Source organism: Burkholderiales bacterium (assembly GCA_036262035.1).
GTDB lineage: Bacteria > Pseudomonadota > Gammaproteobacteria > Burkholderiales > SG8-41 > JAQGMV01.
In genome coordinates this window covers 161,841-176,758 of record DATAJS010000018.1, presented here as the reverse complement: position 1 = coordinate 176,758, position 14,918 = coordinate 161,841, and the positions used below count along the sequence as shown (strand labels likewise).

The 14,918-nt window shown below is 67.0% G+C and carries 14 protein-coding genes; 6 read left to right on the top strand and 8 right to left on the bottom strand.

The features are described 5' to 3' along the window. Nucleotides 1-84 precede the first annotated feature (84 nt). Together VHP37_21275 and VHP37_21270 are read left to right on the top strand one after the other, a co-directional pair. Nucleotides 85-1,140 carry an isocitrate/isopropylmalate family dehydrogenase gene (locus tag VHP37_21275; GenBank protein ID HEX2828896.1) on the top strand — a complete coding sequence of 352 codons (1,056 nt, stop codon included), beginning with the start codon at nucleotides 85-87 and terminating at the stop codon, nucleotides 1,138-1,140. 97 nt (nucleotides 1,141-1,237) lie between these two features. After that, nucleotides 1,238-2,182, top strand: a complete 945-nt coding sequence (locus VHP37_21270) for a hypothetical protein (protein ID HEX2828895.1) — start codon at nucleotides 1,238-1,240, stop codon at nucleotides 2,180-2,182. On the opposite strand, the gene sugE is transcribed toward VHP37_21270, so the two are convergent. Both sugE and VHP37_21260 read right to left on the bottom strand, forming a co-directional pair. Further along, nucleotides 2,179-2,496 (bottom strand): quaternary ammonium compound efflux SMR transporter SugE, encoded by a 318-nt coding sequence (gene sugE / locus VHP37_21265; protein ID HEX2828894.1) that lies wholly within the window; start codon nucleotides 2,494-2,496, stop codon nucleotides 2,179-2,181. The genes VHP37_21270 and sugE overlap by 4 nt on opposite strands. Next, complete coding sequence (locus tag VHP37_21260) at nucleotides 2,496-3,749, bottom strand: CoA transferase (GenBank protein ID HEX2828893.1); 1,254 nt, start codon at nucleotides 3,747-3,749, stop codon at nucleotides 2,496-2,498. Before VHP37_21260 ends, sugE begins: the two co-directional genes overlap by 1 nt. Before the next feature lie 137 nt (nucleotides 3,750-3,886). Here VHP37_21260 and VHP37_21255 point away from each other — a divergent pair, with 137 nt between their 5' ends. Together VHP37_21255 and VHP37_21250 are read left to right on the top strand one after the other, a co-directional pair. Further along, on the top strand, nucleotides 3,887-4,852 hold the full coding sequence (locus tag VHP37_21255) for a tripartite tricarboxylate transporter substrate binding protein (protein HEX2828892.1): 966 nt from the start codon (nucleotides 3,887-3,889) through the stop codon (nucleotides 4,850-4,852). Nucleotides 4,853-5,116: 264 nt separating this feature from the next. After that, nucleotides 5,117-5,854 (top strand): GntR family transcriptional regulator, encoded by a 738-nt coding sequence (locus tag VHP37_21250; protein HEX2828891.1) that lies wholly within the window; start codon nucleotides 5,117-5,119, stop codon nucleotides 5,852-5,854. A gap of 133 nt (nucleotides 5,855-5,987) precedes the next feature. On the opposite strand, the gene VHP37_21245 is transcribed toward VHP37_21250, so the two are convergent. From VHP37_21245 to VHP37_21235, 3 genes are all read right to left on the bottom strand, one after another. Next, a complete protein-coding gene (locus VHP37_21245) occupies nucleotides 5,988-7,358 on the bottom strand; it encodes an amidase (protein ID HEX2828890.1) in 1,371 nt (456 codons plus the stop codon). A 161-nt stretch (nucleotides 7,359-7,519) separates the two neighbouring features. Next, on the bottom strand, nucleotides 7,520-8,176 hold the full coding sequence (locus tag VHP37_21240) for a hypothetical protein (GenBank protein ID HEX2828889.1): 657 nt from the start codon (nucleotides 8,174-8,176) through the stop codon (nucleotides 7,520-7,522). Between the two features lies 1 nt (nucleotide 8,177). After that, entirely contained in the window at nucleotides 8,178-9,074 is an 897-nt protein-coding gene (locus VHP37_21235) for a TauD/TfdA family dioxygenase (protein ID HEX2828888.1), read from the bottom strand. Between the two features lie 177 nt (nucleotides 9,075-9,251). On the opposite strand from VHP37_21235, the gene VHP37_21230 reads away from it, so the two are divergent. Together VHP37_21230 and VHP37_21225 are read left to right on the top strand one after the other, a co-directional pair. Further along, nucleotides 9,252-9,869, top strand: coding sequence for a glutathione S-transferase N-terminal domain-containing protein (locus tag VHP37_21230; GenBank protein HEX2828887.1), 618 nt, complete (start codon nucleotides 9,252-9,254; stop codon nucleotides 9,867-9,869). A 12-nt stretch (nucleotides 9,870-9,881) separates the two neighbouring features. Then, a complete protein-coding gene (locus tag VHP37_21225) occupies nucleotides 9,882-11,366 on the top strand; it encodes a type VI secretion system contractile sheath large subunit (protein HEX2828886.1) in 1,485 nt (494 codons plus the stop codon). Here VHP37_21225 and VHP37_21220 read toward each other — a convergent pair. From VHP37_21220 to VHP37_21210, 3 genes are all read right to left on the bottom strand, one after another. Next, nucleotides 11,308-12,582, bottom strand: coding sequence for a diguanylate cyclase (locus VHP37_21220; GenBank protein ID HEX2828885.1), 1,275 nt, complete (start codon nucleotides 12,580-12,582; stop codon nucleotides 11,308-11,310). The genes VHP37_21225 and VHP37_21220 overlap by 59 nt on opposite strands. A gap of 109 nt (nucleotides 12,583-12,691) precedes the next feature. Further along, the gene (locus VHP37_21215; GenBank protein ID HEX2828884.1) at nucleotides 12,692-13,246 is read right to left on the bottom strand and encodes a hypothetical protein; all 555 of its coding nucleotides are present in this window, start codon (nucleotides 13,244-13,246) and stop codon (nucleotides 12,692-12,694) included. 49 nt (nucleotides 13,247-13,295) lie between these two features. Beyond that, on the bottom strand, nucleotides 13,296-14,894 hold the full coding sequence (locus tag VHP37_21210; protein HEX2828883.1) for a thiamine pyrophosphate-binding protein: 1,599 nt from the start codon (nucleotides 14,892-14,894) through the stop codon (nucleotides 13,296-13,298). Nucleotides 14,895-14,918 lie beyond the last annotated feature (24 nt).

The window sequence follows — 14,918 nt, the reverse complement described above, 5'->3', positions numbered from 1 at the left end:
TCTTGCACATCGCGGGGCGGCCGCGGCAAGGCCTGCGCCGCTATAATCGCGCGCTAACATGGGTCTGTTGAAGAGGATTGCAGCGTGCTGAAGATCGGGATTCTGGAAGGCGACGACATCGGCCTCGAGGTCGTCCCCGAGTGCATCAAGGTCATGAAAGCGGCCGCCGCGAAAACCGGGCTCGAAGTCGAATGGTTGCCGCTGCCGATCGGCAAGCGCGGCCACGAGACCCACGGCCACACGATGCCGCAGATCACCGTCGACACGCTCGCCACCGTCGACGGCTGGGTGCAGGGACCGATCGGTCACAACGCGTATCCGCGCAACGACAACACCTGGATCAATCCGCCGCTCAGAAAGAAGTTCGAGCTGTTCGCCAGCATCAAGCCGGTGAAGTCCTACCCCAACCTGCCTTCGCTGCACAAGGACGTCGACATCGTCTTCCTGCGCGAGGTGACCGAAGGCATGCAGTCGGGCAGCGTGGTGTTCGCGGGCGCGGGCGAGTTCCGGCCGAACGACGAGATCTCGATCGGCTCGCGCGTCGTCACGCGCAAGGGCGCCAACCGGGTCGCGCGCGAAGCGTTCGAGATCGCGAGGACGCGCAGGCGCAAGAAGGTTACCGCGGTGCACAAGGAGCCGGTCTACCGGCTCGTTTGCGGGATGTTCGCCGAAGAATGCCGCAAGGTGGCGAAGGAATTCCCGGATTGTGAACTCGAGGAAGTGCTGGTCGACGGCATGGCGATGAAGCTCGTCATGCGGCCCCAGCAGTACGACGTCGTCGTCACCACCAACCAGTTCGGCGACATCCTCACCGACGAAGGCGCGGGGCTGGTCGGCGGCCTCGGCCTGGCGCCGGGAATCTGCGTGGGCCACACGCAGGTGATGGCCCAGGCCACCCACGGCTCCGCCCCCGACATCGCAGGGAGGAACATTGCCAATCCCTACGCGATGATCATGTCGGGCCAGATGGCGCTGGAATGGCTCGGGCGCAAGCGCAACGAGCCGCGTGCGGCCGAGGCTGCGAAACTTATCGCCGCCGCCGTGGACAAAGTGATCGCCGAAGCCAAGCATCTCACCGGCGACCTCGGGGGCAGGGCGAGCACGACCGAGATGGGAGACGCGATCGTACGCGCGCTGTAACCGGATGCAAGTGGATTGAAGCGCGGCGATCCAGCGTCGTAAACTCAGGCGCACGAGCGCGGGTCACGCCGCCAGCCGACGAGGAGAAGACAGACGCATGCTTAGTACCCGCCTCATCCTGGGCGCAGCACTGATGGCTTTCGCCGTTCCCGGCGTCGCCGCCACTAAGGGTAAACCCGAAGCCAAGCGCACCGCCAAAGCCGAGGCGAAGCCCGGTCCCAAGAAGCTTCGGGGCAAGCACGAGACGCTCGCCTGCCGCCTCGGCACCGAAGACCGTCACGCACGCATCGCCGTGGTGACGATCGGCGGCACCGTCGACAGCTTCGCCTACTACAGCAAGTGGAAGCCGCGCACCTGCTCGGTTTACCTTCAGCGCGACCGCGACATGTACAGCAAGTGGTCGGACACCGGGAACCTCACCACGGTCGAGATCGAAAAAGGCACGTTCCTCGTCGAGAACCGCAAGAACGAATACCACTTCATCTTCCGCAACGTCGACCGCGAGCGCTACTGCGGGATGGACGGCGTCATCAACGGCACGCTGACGATCAAAAAGGGCTCCGACGCGTGCGAGCTCGGCGGCGACATCATGGTCGAGGGCACGCCGCTCGGCGAAGCCTTTGCGAAGAAGGAGGACGAGAAGGCGCCGACCGGGCTGCTGCCGGTGACGACGCAGGAAGCGGCGAAAGCGCCGGCGGACAAGTCGCCGTCGGTCGTCAACGCGCCCGAAAAACCGGCGGAAGCACCGCAGGTGCCGTCCCAGCCGCAGACTCAGGCACCGGCGGTCGCTGTCGAGCAGGCCGCCAAACCGGCGGCTACGCCGGCCGACAAGCCGGCATCGACAGCCGCGGTGGAGAAGCCCGTGACGGCGGCGGCAGCCGACAAACCTGCCGCGACCACGTCCGCGCCGGAAAACGCCGCAGTGGCCGCGTCGGCGGTGCAGAAAACCGCCGAGCCCGAGTCATCCGGCGGGTTGCGCTCGTTCTTCCGCTCGCTGTCGCAGAGCTCCGGTCCCCAGGCCACCCGGCAGACCGGCGACTAGCCCGACACCAGCTTGAGTCCCACGATCCCGGCGACGATCAGCGCGATGCACGACAGCCGCGCCGCAGTCGCCGGCTCGTTGAACAGCGCGATGCCGAGGATCGCGGTGCCCACCGCGCCGATCCCGGTCCATACCGCGTAACCCGTTCCCAGCGGTATCGTCTTCAGCGCGAGCGCGAGAAACCATATGCTCGCGATCATCGCGACGATCGTGATCGCGCTCGGCAGCACGCGCGTGAAGCCTTCGGTGTACTTCAGCCCGATCGCCCAGACGATCTCGAGCACGCCGGCGATGGTGAGATAGATCCAGGCCACTACTGCGCCGTCACTGCCGCCGCCGATTGATCGTCCGCGCCCGCCGCATTCTCGCGATAGCGGTCGTAGAGCACGCCGTCGGACCACATCTTCCCGAGCTCGCTGTCGCCGTAGCCGACTTCGCGCAGCACTTCGTCGGTGTGCTGCCCGAGCCACGGCGCGGGCTTGCGGATCTCGAGGAGCTCGCCGGTCGACTTCACCGGGATGCCCATCGCTTTCATGCGTCCGATCTTCGGGTGGTCCATCTCGACCACCATCCGGCGTGCCTTGATGTGCGGGTCGTCGAGGATCTGCGCGTAGGTGTAGACCGGGCCGCCCGGCACTTCGGCCTTGTCGAGCAGCTCGACCCAGTGCGCAGTGGGCTGCGTGGTGAGCACCGTTTCGATCTCGCGCTCGAGCTCGTCGATGTTCTTCATCCTCGCGCCGAGCGGATTGAAGCGCGGGTCTTCGAGCCATTCCGGTTTCTGCACGACGATGTTGCAGAAGTTCGCCCACAGCTTGTTGTTGTTCGCGCCGACCGTGACGTAACCGTCCTTGGTCTTGTACGCCTGGTACGGCGTCGAGCGGCGATGGCGCGTGCCGGTCGCGGTCGGCACCTCGCCGCCGCCGAAGTACGCGCCGAACTCCCAGAACGTCCATGCGAGCCCCGCTTCGAGGAGCGAGGTTTCGAGGTACTGGCCTTTGCCGGTGCGCAGCTTCTGGATGTACGCGCCGAGGATGCCGGAGAGCGCGGTGACGCCGCTCGCGATGTCGTTCATCGCGATGCCGACCTTCGCGGGCCGGCCGCCGGGTGCGCCGGTCATCATCATGATGCCCGACATGCCCTGCGCGACGATGTCGAAACCGCCTTTCTTGCCGTACGGGCCGGTCTGGCCGAAACCCGACATCGACGCGTAGATCACGCCGGGATTGAATTTGCTGATCGAGTCGTAATCGATGCCGAGCTTCCTGACCACGCCGGGGCGGAAGTTCTCGGTGATGATGTCGGCCCTGGCGGCGAGCTTCATGAAGGCCTCCTTGCCGCGCGGGTCCTTCATGTTGATGCCGATGCTCTTCTTGTTGCGGTTGAGCACCGCGAAGCAGTACGACTCGCCGTTGACCTTGGGATCGAAGCGCCGCGAAGCGTCGCCTTCGGGGAAGTTCTCGACCTTGATCACCTCGGCGCCCATGTCGCCGAGCACCATCGTGCAATAGGGACCGGCCATGACGCTCGTCAAATCGAGCACCCGGACGCCTTCGAGAGGAAGCGCCATCGTGGAAATCTCCTTGAGGGTTCGTGCGGTGCGGAAGAGCCTGACACGCGTGGACCGATTCTAGCCGCGGTGCGTTGCCGTGTCTTGCGGCTGCACCCATAATGCCCCCCAAACATACCAACGAGGAGGATTACCGAATGACCGGTCGTACCCGTCTTTTGCTCGTCTTCGCCGCAGCGGCATTCGCGGCGCCCGTGTTTGCCCAGCAGTATCCTGCGAAGCCTGTCCGCGTCGTCATCCCATGGCCGCCGGGCGGCTCGAACGATATCGTCGGGCGCATCGTCGCGCAGAAGCTCGGCGAGCTCGCAGGCCAGCAGTTCGTCGTCGACAACCGCGGCGGCGCCGCAGGCACGATAGGCGCGGACCAGGTCGCGAAAGCGCCGCCCGACGGCTATACCCTGATGGTGCACTCGGCGACGCACGTCGCGAACCCGCACCTCTACGGCAAGCTGCCCTACGACACGCTGAAGGACTTCGTCGGCATCGCGCCGATCAGCGCGCAGATCGGCATGCTCATCGTGCATCCTTCGCTGCCCGTGAAGAACGTCAAGGAGTTCATCGCGCTCGCCAAGTCGCGGCCGGGACAGATCGTGTACAGCTCGTCGGGCAACGGCAGCTTCGTGCACCTCACCATGGCGCTGTTCGCGCAGATGGCCGGCATCAAGATGACGCACATCCCGTACAAGGGCGGCGGTCCCGCGGCGATCTCGATCTCGTCGGGCGAGACTCAGGCGCAGTTGGGCACGATCGGCGCGGTGATGCAGCAGGTGAAGCAAAACCGCGTGCGGCCGCTCGCGGTGTCGTCCGATTACCGCGTCGAAACGTTTCCCGACGTGCCGACGCTCGCCGAAGCGGGCGTGCCGGGCTACGAGTTCACCGCCTGGATCGGCGCTTTCGGCCCCGCGGGCATGCCCAAGCCGATCGTCGATCGGCTGAACGGCGACATCCAGAAGATTCTCAAGATGCCCGACGTCGCCGAGAAGCTCAAAGGCCAGACCCTCGACCCGATGCTCATGACGCCCGAGCAGTTCGCCAAGCGGTTGCAGTCGGACTACAACAAGTACGGAAAGGTCATCAGGATGACGGGGGCGAAGATCGATTGAGGTCGAGTTGGATTCCCGGTCGTTCGCGCTGCTGCGCGGCCGGGAATGACGAACGCCGTCATTCCCGCGAAGGCGGGAATCCATTTCAAGCCTGGCAGGGGGCGGGATAAAATACGGGCTCGCAGCAGTCCTGTACCAATCCCGGGGAGTTTCCATGAATGCCATCGTGCGAGCGGCGGCCGCCTTTGTCGTCGCGTGCATGCCTTTCGGCGCGCTCGCCGGCAGTGATGCGAAACTCATTCCGATGACGGGCGCTGAAGTGGAATGAACGACGCACGGCCGAAACCGCGCTATCTCGAGCTCGCGGAGGAGATCGGCCGCGGCATCGAGGCGGGCACGTACGCCGTCGGCACGCTGCTGCCTTCCGAAGCGGAGCTCTGCGAGCGCCACGGCGTGAGCCGCCACACGGTGCGCGAAGCGACGCGCGTGCTGCAGGAGCTCGGTCTGGTCGCGCGGCACCAGGGACTGGGCACGCGCATACAGGCGTCGAAAGCCGCATCGCGCTACGTGCTCGCGATGGACGCGATTCCCGACCTGTGGGAATACGTCAAGAACACCGAGCTCAAGGTCGTGAGGCGCAAGCTCGTGCGCGCGAAAGAGGCGCTGACGCCGCTGCCCGGCGCGCAGCCGGCCGATTCATGGCGTCTCATCGAAGCGGTGCGCTACGAAAAAAACGGCGAGCCTGCGGCATGGAAGCAGGTCTACATCGACGCGCGCTACGACTCGGTCGCGTCCGAAGTCGGCAAGCGCACCGTGCCCATCTATTCGCTCGTCGAAGAGCGTTACGGCATCAAGACCGAGAAAGTGCGGCAGGAGATCGGGGCGGTGGCGATGCCCGACGAAGCGGCGCGCGCGCTGAAAGTCAAAGCGGGTTCGCTGGGGCTTGCGCTGGTGAGGCACTACATCGATGCCGAGGATCGCGTGTTCGAGGTGACGTTCAGCATCTATCCGGCGGACCGGTTTCGTTACAGCATGGACCTCAAGCTCGAGTATGGCCGTTGACCGTTAAAAGCAGGGAAGAACAAGGACGCGAAGGAAAAAGAAAGGGCGCAAAGAAAACAAGACAAACCAAGGTGAAAACCGGACGCCAAGCGGCTCGATCAGCCGGTCGTGGTTTTGCAACCACCGAGGCTTTTTACCCGTTCACCCGTTCACCGAGGTTCTGCATCACCCAGTTCGCGCGCGCACACAACTCCCCGTCGCGGTGATCGAGTCCGAGCAGCTGCAGCCCGAACGGTAACCCTTGCGTTTGGAGCAGCGGCAGCGAGAACGCCGGAAAGCCCAGCCACGAGCCGTAGACGATGAAGCTGCGGCTGCCGGTGTGCTCGAAGCCCTGCGGCGCCGGGCCGGACGAGGCGAGGGTGAGATAGCAGTCCGCTTCGAGCTGCGCCGCCACGTGCCGGCAATAGCGCCGTATCCCTTCGCGTTTGTAGAGCAGGTCGGCGTACGCTGCGGGCGTCATCTCGCGCGCCCGCGCGATGAGGCCGTGGATGCGCTTGCCGATCGCGTCGCCGAAGCGCTCGATGTAGTCCTCGAACGGCCACTTCATCTCGTACGCCACGATGTCGAGCGCCCCGTCGACGTCGCGCTCGAGCGCGTCCTCGAAAGCGTCGATGCGTGCGTCGTCGTCCTTGCCCACGATGTCCACGCCCTGCGCGCGCAGCGCCTCGACCGTGGCTTCGAACGCACCCCTGGTTTCCTCGTCGATCTCCTTCCAGCCTCGCGTGTACAGCCGGATCATCCGGCGCGGCTTCACCGCCTCCGGCGCCGTGGCGCCCGGCAGGTCGAGAAACCCGTAGCCGGGACTGCCGACCCCCAGCGAGATCTGCGAAGCGACGCACCACACGTCGTCGAGCGTCGCCCCGATCACGCCCAGGTGATCGCTCGTCGCGGAGAGCGGATGGATGCCGGCGGTGTGCAGCGCGCCGATCGTCGGTTTGTAGCCGACCGCGCCGCAGTACGCGGCCGGTCGGATCGTCGAGCCCTGCGTCTGCGTACCGAGTCCGACCGGGAACATGCCGCTGCCCACTCCCGCGGCCGTTCCGCTCGACGAGCCGCCGGGCGTGCGCTTCGGATCGAAAGGATTGGTCGTCGGTCCCGAGAAGCCGATGGCGAACTCGGTCGTGACGGTCTTGCCGAAGATGATCGCGCCGCCGCGGCGCAGCGCGTGCACGCACGCCGCGTCCTGTCCCGATTGCCAGCCTTTGAACGCGGGACTGCCCATCTGTGTGGGCATGTCCCGGGTCGCCATGATGTCCTTGATGGCGACCGGACAGCCGTCGACGGGCGACAACGGCTTGCCGGCCTTGTGGCGCCTGGCCGACTCGTCCGCGGCCTTGCGCGCCGCCTCGAGGTCGAGCGTTACGAAGGCTTTGACGATCGGTTCGCGCGCTTCGACATTGGCGATGCAGCGCTCGAGGAAGTCGCGCGGGGTGTCGCTGCCGTCACGGAACGCCTCGGCCGCGCGCGCGAACGAAATGACGTTTGGATTGGACCATGGCTTCATGGCCCGATTGTAAAGGCGTTTTTAACCGCGGAGGACGCAGAGGCGCGCACAGAAAGCGCGAGTAAGAGCGTCATTCCCGACCCGCGGCAGCGGGAGCGTTCGGGAATCCATTTTGACTTTGACGGTTCGAAAATGGATTCCCGCCTGCGCGGGAATGACGCTCAAACGCTCGTCGTGTGCGTGATCGTCGGGGTGATGAGGCGGCACATCCGCCGGCGGGTGTTGGTGAAGAGCGAGCGCATCTTGGCCGTCCACGGCGTCTTGCGCGCTTTCAGGCCTTCGGGGCTTTCGAACGCGTCCGGATCGGTCAGCTCGTAGGCCGTGAGATAGCGGGGATTGCCCGCGGTCGCGGCGTAGCGGCGTGCCCGCACCACGCCGGGGACAGTGACGAGCCGCGGCAGGTGCTCGTTGTCGTACCACGCGTTGTACTCGTCCACGACGTCGTCGGGGATGTCGGTGTGCACGATGTACAGCCACGGCGCGTCGGTCGAGCTCGTATCGCCGACGTCGCGCATGAGCTTGAAGTTCATGCGCTCGCGTTTGTCACCGTAGAGCTTGCGCACGCGCTGCGACCACGGCGTGGGCTTCTCGACGATGCCCTGGAAGTCCGCGCCGCTTTCCACGTTCTCGTCGGCGGTCTCGTACCACGCGAGGTAGCGCAGCGGCGCGTCGTCCACCTTGTAACGCCGCGCGCGGACGAACCCGGGCAGGTCGACGCATTGCCGCAGGTGCTCCAGGTTGTACCAGTCGTTGAATTCCTCGTCGTGCGAGTCCGCAACGTCGAGCCAGACCGTGATCAGCCCGTCCGCGCGCGCCATGTCAGACCGCCGCCGTTCCGCGCACCGTCGTGCGGTACATCAGGCGGCGCAGCGGCAGGTCGTAGTCGAACTTCGCCTTGTGCTGGGCCGCGGCGTTGTCCCACATCAGGAGGTCGCCGGGCTGCCAGTGGTGGACGTACTGGAACTCGGGCTTGATGACGTGCTGGCACAGCTCGTTCAGCAGCTTGTCCGATTCGGCCGAAGGCAGTCCGACGATGCTCGGGCTGTGCGCTTCGTTGATGAAGAGGCCTTTCCTGCCGGTGACGGGGTGCGTGCGCACGATCGGCACTTCGACGTCCGGCACGCTCGCGAGCTGCTCGTCGGTGAGGATGTGCTCCTGCACCACGCGCAGGCCGCGCGCCTGCTCTTCCTTCTGCGCCGCGATGTTCTTGTTGCGGTAGAAGCGGTAGCTGTGGACGTTCTTGAGCTTGGCGATGCGCTGCTTGGTCTCTTCGGGCAGGGCTTCGTATGCCGCGGTCGTGCTCGCGAAAGCGGTGTCGCCGAGCACACGTCCGTCCTTGACCGGCACCTCGACCGCATACAGCGCCGAGAGCATGCTCGGCTCTTTCTTGTAGGAGAGGTCGCTGTGCCAGAAGCGTCCGGCGTCCTGCGCGCCGATCGCCTTGCCGTTGGCGTCGAGCACGTTGGAGACGATCAGGATCTCGGGATGGCCTTCGAGGCGGCTCTCCTTGCGCACGTGCACTTCGAGCGTGCCGAAGCGGCGGGTGAAGTCGATCTGCTGCGCGGGCGTGATCTTCTGATTGCGGAAGACGACGACCTCGTTGTCGAAGAAGGCCTTGTGGATCTGCTCGAACGTCGCGTCGTCGAGCGGCTTGGAGAGGTCGACGCCGGAGATTTCGGCGCCTAGGTGCTTACCGAGGCGGTTCACGGTGATCATGGGGGTTTCCTGAAGGAAAGGGGGACGCGGAGCAACTTGTCCGGACAAGTAGAATCATAGGCCGGTCGCCCCCGGCTGTCAACTTGTCCGTACAAGCGTCGGCGCTGCGGCCGGCACGCCGAAAACGCCGCGACGCAGCGGCTACAATGGCTCCTCAAAAAGAAGGAGGAGCGACAAGTGAAGCTCTACGGTTCGCCGACCTCGCCCTACGTACGCAAGGCGCGGGTGCTCGTGGCCGAGAAAAAGCTGGCGGTCGAGTTCGTCGACGAAGACCCGTGGGCCGCCGACAGCCCGATTCCGGCGCGCAATCCCCTCGGGAAGGTCCCGGCCCTCGAGATCGAACCGAACAACTACCTCTTCGAGTCGACGCTGGTGGTGCACTACCTCGATCACGTCGACGGCAAGACCCTCACGCCCAGGGATCCCGCGGGTTACTGGCAGGCGCAGTGGTGGCAGGCGCTGGGCAACGGCATCATCGACGCCGCGGTCGCGCGCGTGCTGGAATCGCGCCGGCCCGCCGACAAGCAGATGCCCGAGAAGATCGGGCGCGAGGAAGCGCGCATCCGCCGCGCGATCGCGCTCGCCGCGCAGCGCTTCGGCGGCGGCACCTTCCTCGTCGGCAACCGTTTCACGCTCGCCGATCTCATCCTGGGCGTGGCGCTCCAGTACGTCGATTTCCGCTTTCCGCACGACTGGCGGGCGGAGGCGTCCGAACTGTCCGGATGGCACGAGCGTGTCACCCGCCGCAAATCGTTTCAGGACACGCTGCCGCCGGGTTTCACGCCGCCGGTCTAAGAGAGGGCCGCCATGGCACGCACGAGCTTCGAATTCAACCTGGGTAAAGCCGCACCCGACGCGAGGCGGCTCGACGAGGAGTCGCCGCTGCGCATCCTCGTGATCGGCGATCTCAGCGGCGGCGCGGGCGGCGGCGCGGGTGGCGGACTGGCTGCGCGGCGTCCGCTAGAGGTCGATATCGACAGCTTCGATCAGGTGCTGCGCCGCATCGCCCCGCGCTACACCACGCCGCGCGGTGAAGAGATCGCATTCGGCGAACTCGACGACTTCCATCCCGATGCGCTGGTGAAGCGCGTGCGCGCGTTCGAGCGGCTGCGCGAGCTGAAGCAGCGGCTGGGAAACAGCGCGACGTTTTCCGCGGCGGCCGAGGAATTCCGCGCGCAGCTCAACGCGCCTGCCGTCGAGGCGTCGCGCGCGGCTCCTGCGCCGAGCGAGAACGACAGCGACACGTTGTCGCGTCTGCTCGGCGGGAGCGGGGGCGCGGCGCCGGCGGCTTCTGCGGCGTCGGGCATCAACGCCTTCATCCGCGACGTCGTCGCGGAGCACGTCCAGCCCGACGCGCCGGCGCATCAGTCGCAGTATGTCGCCGCCGCGGACGCGGCGATCGGCGCCGAGATGAACTCGATCCTGCACGATCCGCGCTTCCAGTCGCTCGAAGCGGCGTGGCGCGGCGTGTACTGGCTCGTCTCCAACCTCGAGCTCGGCGAGACCCTCCGGCTCTCGCTGCTGGACGCGACGAAAGCCGAGCTGCTGGAGGATCTCACCGCGAACCAGGATGACCTGAGCCGGACCGTGACCTACAAGACGCTCGTGGAAGCCGCGCAGGTCGCCGGCGCCGAGCCGTGGTCGCTCGTCGTCGGCGCGTATGAATTCGGCCCGCACGTCGAGGACATCGCGGTGCTCGCGACGGTGGGCGCGATCGCCGCGCAGGCCGGGGCGGCGTTCATCGCCTCGGCGAGCCCCGAGCTCGCGGGCGCGCCGTCCTACGCGAACGCCGATCCTTCCTCATGGCAGGAAGCCGAGGGCGACCGCTATGCGGCGTGGAACGCCCTGCGGCGCAGCGCGATGGCGCCGCACATCGCGCTCGCCGCGCCGCGCGTGCTCATGCGCCTTCCGTACGGCAAGAGCACAGACCGGGTGAGCGCTTTCGATCTCGACGAGCTCGGCGCGGAGCGCACGCACGAATCGTATCTCTGGGGCGGCGCCGCTTTCGCGTGCGCGCTGCTCATCGGACGCGCGTTCACCGAGCACGGCTGGGAGATGACGCCCGGCGACGCGCTCGACGTCGACGATCTTCCCGCGCACACGTACGAGGAAGACGGCGAGAAGCGCATGCAGGCGTGCGCCGAAACCTACCTGAGCGAGCGGGCAGGGCAGGCCCTGATCGAGCGCGGCCTCGTGCCGCTGCTCTCCTACGCCAACCGCAACGCGGTGCGCGTCATGCGCTTCCAGTCAATTGCCCAGCCGCCGCGCGAGCTTGCGGGGCCGTGGCGCTGATCGCGCCCGGCCGCGCGCGCTTCTGCTGGTACATCAGCGCGTCGCTGAGCTTGATCAGCGACGCCGCGTCCGCGGCGTCGTCGGGATAGACCGCGGTTCCCACGCTGGCCGTGACCGGGAGGTGCTCGCGCGCCAGCGACACGCTGCGAAAGCGCTTGGTGGCGCTTTCGATCTGCTCGCCGTCGTCGGCCTCGGGGATGAGGACTGCGAACTCGTCGCCGCCGAGGCGGGCGACGAGATCGCCGCCGCGGGCGAGCGCGCGGATGATCTTCGAGAACTCGATCAGCACTTCGTCGCCGATCTTGTGGCCGAACGTGTCGTTGACCGCCTTGAATCCGTTCAGGTCGAGGAAGAGCAGCGCGACCTTGTGACCGTTGCGCTGCGCAGCGGCGAGCGCGCGCTCGAGCGATTCGGTGAGATGCGCGCGGTTGGGCAGGCCGGTCAAGTCGTCGTGACGCGACTTGTGCAGCAGCGTGAGCGACAGGCCTCGCGCGAACCGGCGCTCGATCAGCACCGCCGAGGCGAGCACGAAGATCATCATCGCCGTGACGAGCGAGCTCCACACGAACGCGCTGCGCAGGCCCTGCCGCGCGTCGTCGAAGCTCGATCGCGCGTGAGCGAGCCCCTGCTCGTAGCGCTGCACCACCTCCGAGAACGATTGCCGCATCTCCACCGAGAGCGGCTGCGCGCCCGCGATCTGCTGCAGATCGAGGTATTCCTGCAGCTCCGCGGTCACGATCGACGGATGCGCGAGCAGCGACAGCTTTTCGTCGATGATCTTGCGCGTCTCACGGATCAGCTCGCCGCTGGCGCCGTCGGAGTACGTGAGCCTGAGCAGCTCGTCGAAGCTGTCGCGCACCTTCTCGCGCGACTGCTTGTAGAGCGGAAGGTAGGTCGCATCCGACGTGATGAAGAAGGTGCGCTGCTGCCGCTCGGCTTCGGTGACGTCGTCCGCGGCCTTGTCGAGCCTCTGCAGCACCGTCTCGTAATGGCGCGCGGCATCGGACGCGCGGATGAGATCGAACAGCTTCGACGCGGACAGCGACGCGCTGACCACGACCAGCACGAGCAGCAGCGCGAAGCCGAGCGCGATGCCGAGATCGGATGCACGCGCGTATTCGCGGCCCAGCGACTTGGCGATGTGGCGGCTCAGCGATTTGGCGATGTTCAGCATGAGGAAGCGGTGCGTGTCGGTCACGCGGACAGAATGCGCCATGCGGCGCTGCATGCGCTATCGGAAATACCCGGGTTTTCGCCGCCGTTTCGCACGGCGTGCAGACGATCGTGACAAAGGACGCGGAATTTCCGTCGCCGCTCGGCGACGGTCAGCCGACGGTGGCGATCTGCCAGAAGCCCGCGGCGGCGAGCCGCGGCCGCGCGAACGGTATCCAGACGTTGTCGACGAAGCTGCGCTGCGACGCGTTCATGCGGCCGCCGGGCAGGTTCTCCGCCGGCGACAGATGAGGATCGTACGAAGCGCTCAACGCTTTGATCCGGCCGTTGGCGTCCGCGAGCACGCCGCGCACGAGCGCGTCGAACAGGCTGCGGCCGGGTCCCGCGGGTACGCTGCGCGGTGCCTGGTCGTCTTCCGCGGGCCGCGGCGCCTGCAGCGCGGCCCAGCGGCTGCGAATCTGCGCGATCCCGGCGGCGAGCGCGAGCTCGCGAGGCGGCAGCAGCTCGTGCGCGCTCAGGCGCGCCGGGGAGTGCGGATCGCAGAACACGTCGAACAGCGCGAGCGCGCCGGCGTGCGTCGGGCGCAGGCGATACTCGCCCGCGAGAAACAGAAACAGCGGCTCCATCGCGATCGACATGACGCAGTAGCGCAGGAGATCGACGCGGCCCCGCCCTCCGCGTGCAATCGTGTCGGCGACGTCGATCATCGGGTAGTCCCTTTGCGCCCTTGGTGTTTACCTGGCGTCCTTGTTCTTCTTAGAAGTGACGTGAAGCGGTGACGGGTTTGACCGCCGGATCCAGCACGAGCTCGAGCAGCGTGTTCGCCGGGGGCGCCTGCGCAGCGTCGAGGAATGCGTGCAGCTCGTCCTCGGTCGACGCGCGCGCGTAACGCCAGCCGTAGAGCTTCGCGAGGCCGCCGAAGTCGAGCACCGGCGGCTCTATCGTGAACGACTCCAGCGCGCCGCCGGCAAACCGGCTCGCCGCTTCGTTGAGCGTCGCGTAACGCCGGTTCGAGAACACCACGAGCAGCATGTTCGTCGTCTGCTGGCGCCCGGCGCTCCACAGCGCTTCGGACGCATAGAGCGCCGAGCCGTCGCCGATCGCCGCGACGATCTTCCGATGCGGATGGGCGATCGCCCCGCCGACCGCCGCGGGCAGGCCCCAGCCGATGCCGCCGCTGCCGTTGATGATGTATTCGCCCGCGGCGAGCTTCATCCACTGGCGCACGTCGGAAGTCGACAGTCCGGACTCGTCGTACCAGATCGCGTCGCCGTAGCGCTCGAGCAACGCGACCACCGCTCGCGTCGGGTGCAGAACGCCGGGACTTGCCGCGGGCACATCGAGGGGAGACTTGAGATCGCGCGCCTGCGCCTGTGTAGGCTTCAATCGGTCCGCGATCGCGGCGAGCGAGCTCTTCACGTCGGCGATACACGCGAGCTCGAGCTCGCCTTCGGCCGGCTGCACGCCGGCATCGGCTCCGAGCCAGGCCATGCGGCGCGGCAGGTCGGCCTCGCTGTAGAGCGTCGTGCGCAAGCCGCGGCCGCCGACGAAGAAGACCGCGTCGACTTCCTCGAGCCGCTCCGCGATCTGGCGGATGCTCGGCGGCAGGTAGCCGGCGTAACTCTTCGACGTCGCCGCGATCGGCAGGACGCCGGTATAGGGCGCCGCATACACCGGCGCATGCAGGCGCTCGGCGAGCGCCGCCAGCACGCCGGACGCGTCGCTCCAGTGCACGTCTTCGGCGGCGACGATGGCGGGGCGCTTCGCCGAAGCGAGGAACTGCGCATAAGCCTCCGCCGAGGCTGCGTCGATGGCGCCGAGCCGAGGCGCGTGAACGGCGCCCGGCGTCTCGTCGATGTCGCGCTCGAGCAGGTCCGGCGGGCAGACGAGCGCGACCGGCTTGTAAGGCGGCGTCAGCGCCGCGCGCAGCGCGCGGCGCACGTTCGCCGCGACGTCGTACGCGGTGTTGAGGCCGTAGACCGCTTTGCACACGGTGCGCGCCATCTGTTCCAGAGGTCCCCACAGAATCGGGTGGGTGTGGAGGAAGCGCCGATCCTGTCCGCCGACGAGCACGAGCAGCGGCGTGCCGGCGATGCCCGCCGTATACAGCGTGCCCATGCCGTTGCCCAGGCCCGGCGCCACGTGCAGGTTGACCACGCCGAGCTTGCGCGACGCGCGCGCGTAACCGTCGGCCATCGGCACCGCGGCGATCTCGGACAGCGCCACCACGTAACGCAGCGTCGAACGACGCTCGCACGCCGCGACGAGCGGCAGCTCGGTCGTTCCGGGATTGCCGAAGATCGTATCGACGCCGTTCAGCTCGAGCGTGTGCAGCAGGAATTCCGCGACCTTCATGAGTTGGACGTGAGCAGGAAGGAG

Bases quoted from the DNA above. Each gene is read 5' to 3' on its own strand.
- VHP37_21225 (HEX2828886.1), top strand. From the start codon at position 9,882: ATGGCACGCACGAGCTTCGAATTCAACCTGGGTAAAGCCGCACCCGAC.
- VHP37_21250 (HEX2828891.1), top strand. From the start codon at position 5,117: ATGAACGACGCACGGCCGAAACCGCGCTATCTCGAGCTCGCGGAGGAG.
- VHP37_21270 (HEX2828895.1), top strand. From the start codon at position 1,238: ATGCTTAGTACCCGCCTCATCCTGGGCGCAGCACTGATGGCTTTCGCC.
- VHP37_21260 (HEX2828893.1), bottom strand. From the start codon at position 3,749: ATGGCGCTTCCTCTCGAAGGCGTCCGGGTGCTCGATTTGACGAGCGTC.
- VHP37_21255 (HEX2828892.1), top strand. From the start codon at position 3,887: ATGACCGGTCGTACCCGTCTTTTGCTCGTCTTCGCCGCAGCGGCATTC.
- VHP37_21245 (HEX2828890.1), bottom strand. From the start codon at position 7,358: ATGAAGCCATGGTCCAATCCAAACGTCATTTCGTTCGCGCGCGCGGCC.
- VHP37_21240 (HEX2828889.1), bottom strand. From the start codon at position 8,176: ATGGCGCGCGCGGACGGGCTGATCACGGTCTGGCTCGACGTTGCGGAC.
- VHP37_21235 (HEX2828888.1), bottom strand. From the start codon at position 9,074: ATGATCACCGTGAACCGCCTCGGTAAGCACCTAGGCGCCGAAATCTCC.
- VHP37_21220 (HEX2828885.1), bottom strand. From the start codon at position 12,582: ATGGCGCATTCTGTCCGCGTGACCGACACGCACCGCTTCCTCATGCTG.
- VHP37_21210 (HEX2828883.1), bottom strand. From the start codon at position 14,894: ATGAAGGTCGCGGAATTCCTGCTGCACACGCTCGAGCTGAACGGCGTC.
- VHP37_21215 (HEX2828884.1), bottom strand. From the start codon at position 13,246: ATGATCGACGTCGCCGACACGATTGCACGCGGAGGGCGGGGCCGCGTC.